Origin of the sequence: Novosphingobium beihaiense, from assembly GCF_022832375.1 — a bacterium.
GTDB lineage: Bacteria > Pseudomonadota > Alphaproteobacteria > Sphingomonadales > Sphingomonadaceae > Novosphingobium > Novosphingobium beihaiensis.
Map to the genome: position 1 here is coordinate 1 of NZ_JALHLG010000013.1, position 13314 is coordinate 13314.

Sequence of the window (13314 nt, forward strand, 5' to 3'; positions counted from 1 at the left end):
CCGGAGCGGCGGCGGCGGAAGCCTGGACGGGGCTGGTGCGCACCGATCTCAACCGCCCGCGCGTCGACGATGCGCTGGGCCGTCTGGAAGGCATGGCCTCGCTGCCGCCGCGCGCGCCGCATCACAGCGAGATCGAACGTCTCGCCCGTGCGCCGCTGCGCTTCGTGAGCGAGGGCCGCGAATGCGTGGTGGAACCTGGTGGCAGGCTGCTGATCGGCGGCCCTTCCGGCAAGGGCAAGACGCGCCTGCTCGGCACGCTGATGGGCCTGCGCGCCGATGCGCCGCAGCGCGTGGAGATCGGCGGCGGAGACGTGCGCGATCTGGGGCTGGAGACACTGCGCAAGCTTTTCGCACAGGCTCCGCAGGATGCCAGTCTGATTGCCGGAACCGTGGCCGACAATTTGCGCCTCGCCCGGCAGGGCGTGACGGAGGCGGACATGTGGGCCGCGCTCGAAACCGCTTGCCTTGCCGAAACCGTGCGGGCCTTGCCGGACGGGCTGGACCAGTGGCTTGGCGGCGATGGTGCGCGCTTGTCCGGCGGGCAGCGCAAGCGGCTGTCGCTGGCACGGGCCCTGCTGGCACAGCGCCCGTGGATCGTGCTCGACGAGCCGAGCGAGGGGCTGGACAGCGCCACCGAGCAGCAACTGGCGCACAACCTTGCGGTATGGCTGGAGCGGACCGGAACCGGCCTGATCCTCGTCAGCCACCGTGAAGGTCTGCATCATCTGGCGGGCATGACGTTCGAACTGTAGCAGGCTTGCATATGTGAGGGCACACGCGAACGCGGGCCTCATCTCTCCTCTGGCTCCCGAGCACACACACTCGTCATTCCCGTCTGCGCGGGAATGACGAAAGTTTTTTGTGTGATGGCGGATTATGCTCCCTTCGTCGAAGGTGATCCGTCAGTTTTCGATCATCCACAGCGCTCCCCACGGCGGCAGTGTGCCCGCAGCGGCACCGTTGACCGAAACGAGGACTTCGCCGTCCCGGGCGATGTCCGATGGCCAGAGGGCCTCCGTGCCGCCGATGTTGAACAGGGCCAGCAAGTTTTGCCCCTCGCATGTGCGGCGCAGGACAAGCCGCGTTTCGTCCGCCACCAGCACCTCGCACTTTCCCCGGCGCAAGGCCGCAGAGCCCCGGCGCAAACGCAGCAACTGGCGGGTGAGGTGCAGCAGTGACGCGCCGTCCGCTTCCTGGCGCTCTACCGCACGGGAGAGGTTCTGCGCGCTTAGCGGCAGCCAGGGCGTGCCTCTGGTGAAGCCGCCACCGGGGGGCTCTGCAGTCCAGGGCAGGGGCGTGCGGACGCCGTCGCGCGAGAGGGTGAGCGGCCAGTTGGCGATGGCTTCGGGGTCCTGCAACTGCGCGAAAGGGATGTCGTCCTGCAGCAGGCCCAGTTCCTCGCCCTGAAACAGGATCGGATTGCCGCGGAGGGAAAGCAGCAGCAGCGCCTTCATCCGCGCGAAGGCCTCCCGGTCTTCGGCGGCGCACCAGCGGGAAAGCGCGCGCGGGGCATCGTGGTTTTCGAAAGCCCAGCTCGGCCAGCCGCTGCCGGGATCGTCCGGCCAGTCCTTCAGCGCCTGCGCGACGAGGGCGGGCGTCAGCGTTTCGGCATAGAGGAAGGCGAAGCTGTAGGCGCTGTTCAGCCGCTGCGGTCCTTGGGTGAAGGCCTTCATGTCGCGCGGTGCCTCTCGCCCGGCGACTTCGGCGAGCGAGAAGGTGTCGGGATAGCTGGCGATCAGCGCCTGCAGCCGCTCGATAAACGGCACGATATCGGGGTGCGACTGGTTGTAGGTTTGAAGCTGGAAATCGAAAGGCCGCGTGCGTGGCGATCCGTCATCCGGCGCGGGCGGATTGTCGCGCAGCATGGGATCGTGCATGGCGAAGTTCAGCGCATCGAGGCGAAAGCCGGAAACGCCTCGCTCCAGCCAGAACTTTGCGACATCGAGCAGCGCCTGCTGCACGTCCGGACTATGCAGGTTGAGCTGCGGCTGCTCCGCCAGGAAATTGTGCATGTAATACTGCCCGCGCCGCGCGTCCCAGCGCCAGGACGGGCCCCCGAACACTGATTGCCAGTTGTTGGGCGGTGCACCGTCCGCCTTGGGATCGGCCCAGACGTACCAGTCCGCGCGCGCATTGTTGCGGTTGGCGCGGCTTTCGGCGAACCAGGGATGCCGGTCCGAGGTATGGGCATAGACCTGATCGATCACGACCCTGAGCCCCAGTTCGCGGGCGCGGGCGACAAGCGCATCGAAGTCCGCCAGCGTGCCGAACACCGGGTCGACCGCGCGGTAGTCCGAAATGTCATAGCCGAAATCGGCCATCGGCGAGGCATAGAACGGCGATATCCAGATCGCATCGACGCCGAGCGAGGCCACGTAATCCAGCTTTGCCGTGATGCCGGGCAGATCGCCGATTCCGTCTCCGTTCGAATCGCGAAAGCTGCGCGGATAGATCTGGTAGATCGCCGCGCCGCGCCACCATTCGGTGGGCTCGGGAGAAGGGGCAGGGGGAACGCGTTTCATCGTGGCCTCTAGGCGGCAGGCTTTTCGCCCCGTTGCGCAGGCTCTGCCGGGATGCCATTCTTGCGGGAGCGCGGGGCTTTCGTCCAGTTCTTCAACGGGCTCAGGGACGGGCAACTATACGTCTGCCTTACGCAACATTGCGTCTTTGCTGCGTATCGTTATTGCTCTGCGCGATAAGCGAGCGGCAGGAAGCCCGGAAAAGGATCATAAGACATGCGCGCAACCCCCGATTTCGATTTCGCGCTTGGTGAAAGTGCGCAGATGATCCGCGACAGCGTATCGCGCTTCGCGGACGAGCAGATCGCGCCGCTGGCCGCGAAAGTGGACGCGGAGGACTGGTTTCCGCGCGATCTCTGGCCCGCGATGGGCGAACTCGGCCTGCACGGCATTACCGTGGAAGAGGAGTGGGGCGGGATCGGCCTTGGCTATCTGGAACATGTGATCGCGGTGGAGGAGGTCAGCCGGGCTTCGGCATCGGTGGGGCTGTCCTACGGCGCGCATTCGAACTTGTGCGTCAACCAGATCCGCCGCTGGGGCAGCGATGCGCAGAAGGCGAAATACCTGCCGAAGCTGATTTCCGGCGAGCACGTCGGCAGCCTCGCGATGTCGGAGACCGGCGCCGGTTCGGACGTTGTCGGCATGAAATTGCGGGCTGATGCGGTGGCGGGCGGTTTCCGCTTGAACGGCACCAAGTTCTGGATCACCAACGGCACTTATGCCGATACGCTGGTGGTCTATGCGAAGACGGGCGAGGGCTCGAAGGGCATCACCGCCTTTCTGATCGAACAGGGCATGGAAGGTTTCTCCATCGGCCAGAAGATCGACAAGATGGGCATGCGCGGCTCGCCCACCTGTGAGCTGGTGTTCGACGATTGCTTCGTGCCGGAAGGCAACGTGATGGGCCCGCTGCACGGCGGCGTGGGCGTGCTGATGAGCGGACTCGATTACGAGCGGGTAGTGCTGGCGGGCTTGCAGCTCGGCATCATGCAGGCCTGTCTCGACACGGTGATTCCCTATGTCCGCGAGCGCAGGCAGTTCGGCAAGCCGGTGGGCGCGTTCCAGCTCATGCAGGCCAAAGTGGCGGACATGTACGTTTCGCTGCAATCCGCGCGGGCCTATGTCTATGCCGTGGCCAAAGCCTGCGATGCCGGGCAGACGACGCGCTTCGATGCGGCAGGCGCGATCCTGCTCGCCAGCGAAAGCGCCTTTCGCGTGGCGGGAGAGGCGGTGCAGGCGCTAGGCGGGGCGGGTTATACCAGGGACTGGCCGGTCGAACGCTATCTGCGCGACGCCAAGCTGCTCGATATCGGCGCGGGCACTAGTGAAGTGCGCCGGATGTTGATCGGCCGGGAACTGATCGGGGCGGTTTGAGGGGCGGCCAGCGTCTTCCACGCTGCGTCCCGTTCGTGTCGAGCGAAGTCGAGACACGCTTGCGCCGCGCCAACGTGTCTCGACTTCGCTCGACACGAACGGAGAGGGGAGCGGGGATGGATATTGAAGGCCTAACCGTGCACCGGTTCCACCGGGATGATCCGGTGGGCCAGCCGTTCCACTTCGGCGCGGTCGTGGCTGACGTAGAGGATCGGCAGTTTCAGCTCGTCGCGAATGCGCTCGATCAGGCTGAGGATTTCTCCGCGCCGGTGGGCATCGACCGAGGCGAGCGGCTCGTCCATCAGCAGGAAGCGGGGTGCCGAGAGCAGCGCCCGGCCGATGGCGACGCGCTGGGCCTCGCCGCCCGAAAGCGTCGCGGGCATGCGGTCGAGCAAGTGGCCGATCCCCAGCAGGTCCAGCGCGAGGTCTATCGAGAGCCAGCGCTCGGCGGGCCGCACCAGCCGCCAGCCGTAGAGCAGGTTGGTGCGCACGGTGCGATGCGGAAACAGCCGGTGGTCCTGAAAGACATAGCCGCAGCGGCGCTTTTCGGGCTTGAGATTGATCTTGCGCGCGCGGTCGAACAGCGTGGTGCCCGAAACCGCGATATGCCCCTCCGCCGGGCGGACCAATCCGGCCACGGCATCGAGCAGGCTGGTCTTGCCCGCGCCCGAGGGGCCGAACAGCGCCGTCAGCCCCGGGCCTGCGGTGAATTCGTAGACCATGCGCACAGTGCCGCGCTGCAGGGTCATGGCGATGTCAAAGGACATGGCGGTCCTTCCCCTGAGCGTTGCGGCGCGCCAGCCATTCCGACAGCGCCAGCGCGCTGACCGAGAGCAGCACCGAAAGTCCGGCCAGCCGCGCCACCTGCAGCTCTGTGCCGGGAAGCTGCAAGGCGCTGTAGATCGCCAGCGGCAGGGTCTGCGTCTCGCCCGGAATGTTGGAGGCGAAAGTGATCGTGGCGCCGAACTCGCCCACCGAACGGGCCAGGCCCAGCACCAGCCCCGCCATGATGCCCGGCGTCGCCAGCGGCAGAGTAATGGTGAAGAACGTGCGCCAGGGCCCGGCGCCCAGCGTGCGCGCGGCGTTCTCCAGCCGCCGGTCCACGGTCTCCAGCGACAGCCGCATCGCCCGCACCATCAGCGGCAGCGCCATGACGGCGGCGGCCAGCGCCGCGCCGGTCCAGCGGAACAGGAAGGTCAGGCCGATGGTTTCGGAAAGGAAATGGCCGACCGGCGCATTGGTGCCGAACGTCAGCAGCAGCAGCCAGCCGGTGACGACCGGGGGCAGCACCAGCGGCAGATGCACCACCGCATCCAGCAGCACCTTGCCGGGAAACCGCCAGCGCGCCAGCATCCAGGCGAGTGCGAAGGCCAGCGGCAGGACAGCGGTAATGGCCACGCCGCTCACTTTGAGGGAAAGCAGCAGGACCTGCCATTCTTCCGGTGACAGCCAGCCCATGTAGCCCCCGGTATATCCGCTCATGCGCGGCCTATTTCGTGCCGAAGCCAAAGCGGCGGAATACCGCCTTGCCCTGGCTGGAGATCAGGAAACGGCGGAACCCTTCGGCTTCGGGGTTCTTCGAGGCGGCCAGCAGGGCGACCGGATAACTAATTGGAGTATGGCTGGTCTGCGGAAACAGGCCGATGACTTTCACCGAAGGATCAGCCTGTGCGTCGGTGCCGTAAACGATCCCGAGCGGCGCGGCGCCCCGGCTTACCAGCGCCAGCGTGGCGCGCACGTTTTCGGCGGGGGCCAGCTTGTCCCGCAGCGAGTTCCAGATGCCCAGCTTGGTGAGCGCCTGCTTGGCATAGATCCCGGCGGGCACGCCGCTCGGGTCCGCGATCGCCAGCCGGTTTGAGCCGAGCGCCTTGGCCAAAGGCATGTTCGCGCGAACCGGCAGCTTCATCTTGCTGCCGCGCGGGGCGATCAGCACCAGCGTGTTACGCAGGAACGAAACGCGCGTGCGGGGCTTCAACAGGTGGTCGCTCTGCAGCTTGTCCATCCACCGTTCGTTGGCCGAGACGAACAGGTCCGCCGGAGCGCCTGCCTCGATCTGCCGGGCAAGGGCGGAAGAACTGGCGAAGGAAATGCGCGGGCGGGGATGGCCCTTCTTGGCCCAGGCATCGGCGGCGGCGTTCATCGATTCCTGCAGGCTGGCCGCGGCCAGCACCAGCGGCGCCTGCGGCTTGCCTGCGGCCATCGCCATCGGCGCGGCCAGCATCATTGCGAACGTCAGGAAAAGGGCAAGTGCCTTGCGCATACAAAACGTCTCCGGGCAGGATCTGTATTGCAGTGTATATGGATGGGGCGGGATTGCCTAGCGCCCGCATGGACAAATTCATGCGGGGCGGCCGATGACGCTATGACAGTCCTGAATCGTCACCCTGAACGTGTTTCAGGGTCTGTCAGGCGGACTGCTCTGCCGGTGGGATCGTGCCTGTAAGTTGAGGCATCTGAGACATGAACGCCGCGCGGCATTCGAAGCATCGGTCACGTGGCGCGATCAGGCCTTCTGGCTGACGCGCGGTTCCGTGAGAAGGAGCTGCGACAGGACGGCCTGGTCCTTGCCTTGCGCCGCGCCGCGCAGGGTCTGCTGCAGCGCGCGGTAGTGCATCAAGACCTGTTCGCCCATCTTGGTGAGCTGTGCGCCGCTGCCTTCCGCGCGGCCCGGGGCCGTGTGCACCAGCGGTTCCTGCCAGCACCGGTTCATGGCATCGACCAGCAGCCAGGCGCGGCGGTAGCTCATTTCCATGGCCCGGCCCGCGGCGGAGATGGAGCCGTGTTCGCGGATCGCGTCCAGCAGGTCCGCCTTGCCGGGGCCCATGGCGATCTCGTCCCCGCAATAGATCTGGATCTTGATCTTGAGTTGCATCTCACCGCTCATGACCGGAGCCTAGGCTGCTCGCGCGGGCGCAGCAAGGCCTGCGCGCAGCGAATCGGCGAGCGCGGCCCGGCGGAATTTCGCGGCCGGGACGCGGGCACCGCCAATGGCTTGGGGCGCCTGTCCGGGGGCGGCCACACGCGGCGCGCGTTGCTGCCCTGCAACGAAAATTCCGTGAGCAAGCGCTGGCGAAGGCCGCCATCGTTTTCATTTCCGGGCCGAAGAAGAAGATTGTGCAGTGCAAAATCCACGCGGAGCGCATCTGCGTATTTCGCCTGATTTGACAGATTATTATCGTTGAACGACATTATCGATGTCTGTGGACGGGGCGAATTAAAATCAAGAAATACGTTAACGAAGTTCTGGTCCAAAATGACGTTTTTTGTTATAACTACTTGCACATTAGGGTGACGCCAAAAGGCGCACGCATGGTGAATTGGGCAGGATACGCCGGGAAGAGCCGTTGGAATGTGCGGCTCACCGGCAGATCGAGGATGCAGGATGAAGGTCGCAGAGGAAAATATCATTCGGTTCGATCATCACGCGGACAGGGGCGTGGATCGCGATCAGGGCAACCGCGCGGGGACGGTCTATGCACCGCAGATTCCGCCGGGGCTTGAGCATGAGCACGATGCGCGCGGGCTGATCGTGGCGGTGCTGCTGTGCGTATGCTGCTGGGCGGCGCTGGGCTTTTTCCTGCTGTCCTGACCACGCTTCGGGCGCGGTTCTCCATCCGTTTTCAGGCCATCCGCTTTCAGGCCATCTGTTGTCAGGGGCGTTTCGGGCCGGGCGTATCCGTTCCGGCCTGCTGGACCGGCGCGTTTTGCGGAGGTTCCGGGATCCAGCCGCCTGCTGTTGCGACATAGAGCCGCGCGACGTTCTGGTATTGCCGGGTGCGCGTTTCCAGCAGGGCGAGCCGCGCCCGCTGGTAGGATCGGCTGGCGTCCAGAACCTGCAGGATGCCGCTGTTGCCCACCTGAAAACTGCGGCGCGACAAGTAGAGCGAACGGTCCGAGATTTCCGCAGTCTCGTGCCGCGCAGCCAGTTCGCGGCTGTCGCTTTCGAGCGATGAGAGCAGGCCGGATACCTGCCCGAAGGCCTCGGTCACGACTTGCTGATACTCGGCGGCGGCGGCGCGGGCTTCGGCTTCGGCGCCGCGCTTGTTGGCCTTGAGCGTGCCGCCGTGGAAGATCGGCGCGGTGAGCCCTGCGAAGATATCAAATGCGTTGAACTTGCTGCTGGTAATCCGGTCCGGATCGGATGTTGCCTGCGTGACCGATCCGCCCAGCGTGATGTCGGGATAGAGCTGCGCCGTGGCGACGCCGACGGCGGCCGTGGCGGCATGGAGCCGGGCTTCGGCTTCGAGAATGTCCGGCCGTTTGTGCACCAGGGCGGAGGGCAGGGCGACCGGCACGCTGGCGGGCAGGATGAAATCGTCCAGCCCGAAACCGGTCGGCTCCAGTTCGGCTGGAGAAATGCCCAGCAGCACCGCCAGCATCGTGCGCCCTTCGGCCAGTTGCTGTTCCATCGCAGGCAGGCTGGCCTTGTCGCTGGCGAGCTGGCCTTGTGCGCTCAGCACTTCCACCAGCGTGCCCGCACCCGCCTTGCGCCGTGATTGCGTGAGCGAGACATTGCGTTCGTCTTCGGAAAGCAGCTTGCGTTCGGTGGCGATGCGGTCGTTGAGCGCGGCGATCGCCAGCACTTGCGCGACGACACGCCCGGCGATCACCAGATGCGCAGCCTGAGTGGCGCGCATCTGCGCCTGGGCCTGCGCGCGGGCCTGTTCCAGCGCGCGGCGGTTCTTGCCGAACAAGTCGAGATCGTAGGAGACCCCGCCGCCCACCGTGTAGAGATCGAATTCCGGGTTGGAGATATTCGCGCCGCCGAATCCATCGAAGCCGAAGGCGGCCAGATTGACCCTCTGGTATTCGGCGCGGGCCTGCGCATCCACTTGCGGCAGCCGCTTGCCCGCAACGGCGGCGATCCGCTGGCGTGCCTCCTCCAGTGTCGCGCGGCTGGCGGCGAGGCTGTGGTTTCCGGCAAGGGCACGGGCGACGAAGCCGTCGAGCTGCTCCGAGCCGAACGCCTTCCACCATCCGGCGCCGGGCCCTTCGGCCAGCGCGGCACGCACCCCGCCGTCACCGGCATAGCCTGCCTTGGCGGAAGGCTCCGCAGGCGGGGTGTAGTTCGGCCCCACGGTCGTGCACCCGGCGGCAGCAAGGCACGTGCCGAGCAGCAGAACGAGGGCGGAGGCATTCAGGCGCTTCATGTCATTCCCCAACTGGAAGCGTGGCGTCCCCGCCCTTGACCTTGTCCACCCGCAGCAGAAGCACCAGCGGAATCAGGATCAGGGTGAGGAGGAAGACGAAGTGATAGATCGAGACGTTTCCGACCATGCTGGCCTGCCGCATCACTTCGCCATTGAGGCGGGCCAGCGCGCCGGTCGAGCTGAAATCGAGATCGGGGCGGGTGTACTGGACCACCGGATTGTCCGGCCGCAGCCCTTGCACCAGCCCGTTGCGCGAAGCGGCGATGTCCTGCACGAGTTTCACGTTCAGCAGTGAAATCCCGATGGCATTGCCGATATTGCGGGTGAGCGCATACATCGAGGCGCCCTCGTTGCGCAGCCTGGGCGCGAGCGTGGAGAACACCACGACCGAAAGCGGCACGAAGATCAGCCCGCTGCCCATGCCCTGCACGAAGCCCGTCACCAGCAGCGCCCGCTCATCGACGTAAAGGTCCATGTGCGAGTACATCAGCATGCTGACGCCCATGATGGCGAGACCGGCGATGATGATCGCGCGCACGTCCACCAGCGCGACCAGCCGCGTCACGATCAGCATCGAAAACAACGTCCCGATCGCGCGCGGCAAGCCGACAATACCGGTGTGCAGCGCGGTATAGCCGAGCAGCGACTGGGTCATCACCACGACCATCGGGATCGTCGCGAACGCCACGACGCCGATCATCATGGAGAAGACCGAGCCGACTGCGAAGTTGCGGTCGCGGAACAGTTCGGGCCGGATGAAAGTGTCCTTGGCGGTGAACATGTGCACTATCGTGAGATAGCCGGAAATCGCCAGGATCAGGGTATAGATGCGGATCTCGGTCGATTCCCACCAGTCGAGATGTTCGCCCCGGTCGAGAATGAGCTGCAGCGAGGTGAGGGCGATCGACACGGTGACAAAGCCGAACAGGTCGAAGCGGGGGACATCGCGGTTATGCCGCCGCACCAGGAAGGCCAGCATGCCCAGGAACGAGAGAATGCCGAAGGGCACGTTGATGAAGAACACCCAGCGCCAGCTCAGCGTGTCGGTCAGCCAGCCGCCCAGTGTCGGGCCGATGATCGGGCCCGCCATCGATCCCAGCGCGAAGACCGCCATGGCCTTGGCGTGTTCCTCGGGCGGATTGATGTCGAGCAGGATCGCCTGGCTGAGCGGAACCAGCGCGGCCCCGCAGGCACCCTGCAGGAAGCGGGCGAGCACGATCATCGTCAGGCTGGTGGAAAGCCCGCACAGGGCCGAGGCGATCGTGAACCCGGCGACCGAGAACAGCATCACGTTCTTGCGCCCCACGCGCCCGGCCAGCCAGCCGCTGAGCGGCGTCGCGATGGCCCCGGCGACGAGGTAGGAGGTGAGCACCCACAGTACCTGCTCCTGCGAGGCGGAGAGGCTGGACTGCATGTGCGGCAGCGCCACGTTGGCAATCGTGATGTCCACCGCCACCATGGTCGATGCGATCATCGAGGGGATCGTGATCAGCATCCGCCGCGCCTTGCTGGGATACTGGATGGGAAGGACTTCTGCCGTCATCGCCCGGGGCCGCTTGCCGCCTCAGCGCCGCTCGCTGCCGGACGGCGTGTCTGAGCCGAACAGATGACGCTCGTGCCCGGTATCGACTTCGACATCGGCGCTGAGGCCCGCGCTGAGCGGCAGGTCCTTCGGCGCGTCGTCGATGGCGATCTGCACCGGCAGGCGCTGCACCACTTTCACCCAGTTGCCGGTCGCGTTCTCGGCGGGCAGCACGGAAAAGCTGGACCCGGTGCCGGGGCTGAAGCTTTCGACATGGCCTTTCAGCGGGTGGCCGGGAAAGGCATCGACTTCGATTTCCGCAGGCTGGCCGGGGCGCATGTAGCGCAGCTGGTTTTCCTTGAAATTCGCCTGCACCCAGAAATGCAGCCCCGCCAGCATGAACACCGGCCGCCCCGGCGTCACGTAATTGCCCGGCTGAAGCTGGTTCACGCGCGTGACCACGCCGTCCTTCGGGGCGCGGACGATCGTATCGGCAAGGCTGATGCGGGCCTGCTCCAGCTTGGAGGTGGCTCTGCGGACATCGGGCTGCGCGGAAATGTTGCCGCCGGGGTTTCCGGCGAGATTGGCCAGCAGGCTTTCCGCCTTGGCCTCGGCCGCGGCGATGCTGTCCTGCGCGGTCTGTGCTTCGGTGACGGCTTCGTCGTACTGGGCCCGCGAGGAAATCCCCTCGGCCACCAGCGCTTTCTGCCGCGCCGCCTCGCTGGTGGCGAGCTTGTAGCGGGCCTTGGCCGCGCTCACTTGCGAAAGCGCCTCGCGATAGTCGGCGCGGGTGGCGCTGACATCGGCGCGGGCACTGGCCAGCTCGGCCTGCGCTTGGGCAACGGCGGTCTCGAAGCTGTCGGGCCGGATGCGGAACAGCACCTGATCCTTCAGCACGCGCTGGTTTTCCTTGACCTCCACCGAGACCACGGTGCCCGCTACACTGGGGCTGATCGCCACCATGCCGGTCTGCAGCGAGGCATTGTCGGTCGATTCGTAGCGGCCGCCTGTCAGGTAGAACCAGCCCGCGCCCGCCAGCACCAGCGCCGGGCCCGCAATCATCAGGATCGTGCGCAGGCTGCGCTTGCGGGGTGGAGAGACAGCGCCGTTTTCGCTATCTGCTGCGATCGTGCTCTCAGCGTTCATGCAAATTCCTGTTGTGGCTGCCCGGTGGTGGTAGCTGGTGCGCAGATACTAAGCATGGCTACTATCGGCAATAGGCGGGAATAGGAAGACCGGGATCATGACCGAACGGGTGCTGGCGTTGCAAGGCGTTCATAATTTCCGGGACTGCGGCGGTTATGCGGTGCGCGGCGGGGGGCGTTTGAAGCGCGGCCTGCTGTGGCGCTCGGGCCAGCATCACGGCGCGACCGATCCGGATCTGGCGGCGATTGCGGGGCTGGGGCTGGACAGCGTGTTCGATCTGCGCAGCTCGAAGGAGCGCCGCTCGCACCCTTGCCGCCGCCCACAAGATTTTGAAGCACAAGTATTTTTAAGCGACGATCCGGTCCGCGCACAGGCCCCGCACGTGGCTGCCGCCCGCACGGCGCGGCAGCGCACGCCGGAATCGACGCGTGAAAGCCTGCTGCGCAATTACTCCGGCATCTGTTTCCGCCCCGAACTGCAGGCGATGATGCGCGGCTGGTTCACGCGCCTTGCCGAAGGAAGCGGGCCGAGCCTGATCCACTGCATGGCGGGCAAGGACCGCACCGGAATCGCGGTCGCGATGCTTCATCTGGCCGCGGGCGTGCACCGCGACGATGTGATGGAAGACTACCTGCTGACGAACACTGCGGGCGATTCCGAAGCGCGTGTCGCATCGGGCGGCGAAACGATCCGGGATATCGTCGGCGAAATGGACGATGCGGTCGTGCGTGTGCTGATGGCGGTGGAGCCCGAATACCTCGAAATCGCCTTCACCGTGGTGGAGGAACGGCACGGGACGCTGGATGCCTATCTGGAGGAGGTGCTGGGGGCTGATGCCGCTATGCGCGAGACGCTGCGCGCGGTGCTGGTGGAGGGGTAGGAACTGTCCGCTTTCAGCGTATCTTGGCGATGCTTCCACTGGCAGTAAAGTCGAGGGAGTGCACTGACTGCTATGGCTACATCAAGCCGTTTTCTGCCACCCAACCAGCTTCAGTTGGAATATGGATTGGCATTAACTTGTCCTGGAAGTGAAAGCCAATGAACCAAGTCTATGCGATACTCCTCGTCCTTTTCATCTAAGGCTGCAAAACCCTGTGGCATGTCAATGTTGAAAAATATCTCGGCAAATCGACCATTTGGGATGCCATCTTCGAGGAATAGCTTCAGCCGGACTACGTCATCAGTGATCAAGGCTGGGTCCGAATTTATGCCAACTGCAAAACATTCAATCCGGTTTGCGAACTTCCACGTCGCTGCCAGAGTATCAGATTTGTTTCCAAAAATTTTTTGGAACAAGCTGTGCTTTTCCGCCTCAGGCGCAGGAATATTGTAGTAGCTGGCGAGCAGGCCGAGCAATCTATCGCTTTCAGCGCCTCGGGAATGGAGGGATATAGATCCCCAGAAGGTTGGGAAGGCTTCGTTTTCCACGTTGCCGATTTGTTTGCGCCATCCAGAAACAGGAATTTCCGCATCAAATCCAACAGGTTGATATGGCGTCGCGTCTGCTCGGAACCCTAGCCGCCAGACATATGCAGTTTCATCGTATTCTCTTTCGATGATCTCGAAGGTCATGTCGCACATTGGTGTGGAACCATCTTCCATT

The 13314-nt window shown here is 64.9% G+C and carries 14 protein-coding genes; 4 read left to right on the forward strand and 10 right to left on the reverse strand.

Going from position 1 to position 13314, the window contains the following annotated elements:
* Positions 1–752 (forward strand): ATP-binding cassette domain-containing protein (locus tag MTR66_RS10655; RefSeq protein ID WP_243920758.1); only part of this gene is annotated, 752 nt, incomplete at its 5' end.
* Positions 753–902: 150 nt separating this feature from the next.
* Here the strand turns inward: MTR66_RS10655 and MTR66_RS10660 are convergent.
* Positions 903–2522 (reverse strand): alpha-amylase family glycosyl hydrolase, encoded by a 1620-nt coding sequence (locus tag MTR66_RS10660; RefSeq protein WP_243920760.1) that lies wholly within the window; start codon positions 2520–2522, stop codon positions 903–905.
* Positions 2523–2735: 213 nt separating this feature from the next.
* Here MTR66_RS10660 and MTR66_RS10665 point away from each other — a divergent pair, with 213 nt between their 5' ends.
* Positions 2736–3893 (forward strand): isovaleryl-CoA dehydrogenase, encoded by a 1158-nt coding sequence (locus MTR66_RS10665; protein ID WP_243920762.1) that lies wholly within the window; start codon positions 2736–2738, stop codon positions 3891–3893.
* A 131-nt stretch (positions 3894–4024) separates the two neighbouring features.
* Here the strand turns inward: MTR66_RS10665 and MTR66_RS10670 are convergent, their stop codons facing one another.
* The 5 genes from MTR66_RS10670 to MTR66_RS10690 form a co-directional block, all read right to left on the reverse strand.
* Positions 4025–4660, reverse strand: coding sequence for a molybdenum ABC transporter ATP-binding protein (locus tag MTR66_RS10670; RefSeq protein WP_243920764.1), 636 nt, complete (start codon positions 4658–4660; stop codon positions 4025–4027).
* Positions 4650–5351: a molybdate ABC transporter permease subunit gene (gene modB, locus MTR66_RS10675; protein WP_243921054.1), complete on the reverse strand. Its 702-nt coding sequence runs from the start codon at positions 5349–5351 to the stop codon at positions 4650–4652. Before modB ends, MTR66_RS10670 begins: the two co-directional genes overlap by 11 nt.
* 31 nt (positions 5352–5382) lie before the next feature.
* Positions 5383–6153, reverse strand: a complete 771-nt coding sequence (modA, locus tag MTR66_RS10680) for a molybdate ABC transporter substrate-binding protein (RefSeq protein ID WP_243920766.1) — start codon at positions 6151–6153, stop codon at positions 5383–5385.
* Positions 6154–6396: 243 nt separating this feature from the next.
* Positions 6397–6777, reverse strand: coding sequence for a winged helix-turn-helix domain-containing protein (locus MTR66_RS10685; protein WP_243920769.1), 381 nt, complete (start codon positions 6775–6777; stop codon positions 6397–6399).
* Positions 6774–7082: a hypothetical protein gene (locus MTR66_RS10690; RefSeq protein ID WP_243920771.1), complete on the reverse strand. Its 309-nt coding sequence runs from the start codon at positions 7080–7082 to the stop codon at positions 6774–6776. Before MTR66_RS10690 ends, MTR66_RS10685 begins: the two co-directional genes overlap by 4 nt.
* Positions 7083–7275: 193 nt before the next feature.
* Between MTR66_RS10690 and MTR66_RS10695 the strand changes: the two genes are divergently transcribed.
* Complete coding sequence (locus tag MTR66_RS10695) at positions 7276–7482, forward strand: hypothetical protein (protein ID WP_243920773.1); 207 nt, start codon at positions 7276–7278, stop codon at positions 7480–7482.
* Between the two features lie 61 nt (positions 7483–7543).
* On the opposite strand, the gene MTR66_RS10700 is transcribed toward MTR66_RS10695, so the two are convergent.
* The 3 genes from MTR66_RS10700 to MTR66_RS10710 are packed head-to-tail and all read right to left on the reverse strand — an operon-like array spanning position 7544 to position 11711.
* Positions 7544–9043 carry an efflux transporter outer membrane subunit gene (locus MTR66_RS10700; protein ID WP_243920775.1) on the reverse strand — a complete coding sequence of 500 codons (1500 nt, stop codon included), beginning with the start codon at positions 9041–9043 and terminating at the stop codon, positions 7544–7546.
* Position 9044: 1 nt separating this feature from the next.
* Complete coding sequence (locus MTR66_RS10705; protein ID WP_243920778.1) at positions 9045–10586, reverse strand: MDR family MFS transporter; 1542 nt, start codon at positions 10584–10586, stop codon at positions 9045–9047.
* A gap of 21 nt (positions 10587–10607) precedes the next feature.
* Complete coding sequence (locus MTR66_RS10710; protein WP_243920780.1) at positions 10608–11711, reverse strand: HlyD family secretion protein; 1104 nt, start codon at positions 11709–11711, stop codon at positions 10608–10610.
* Positions 11712–11808: 97 nt separating this feature from the next.
* On the opposite strand from MTR66_RS10710, the gene MTR66_RS10715 reads away from it, so the two are divergent.
* On the forward strand, positions 11809–12591 hold the full coding sequence (locus tag MTR66_RS10715) for a tyrosine-protein phosphatase (protein ID WP_243920783.1): 783 nt from the start codon (positions 11809–11811) through the stop codon (positions 12589–12591).
* Between the two features lie 110 nt (positions 12592–12701).
* Here MTR66_RS10715 and MTR66_RS10720 read toward each other — a convergent pair whose 3' ends face one another.
* Positions 12702–13283, reverse strand: coding sequence for a hypothetical protein (locus MTR66_RS10720; RefSeq protein ID WP_243920785.1), 582 nt, complete (start codon positions 13281–13283; stop codon positions 12702–12704).
* Positions 13284–13314 lie beyond the last annotated feature (31 nt).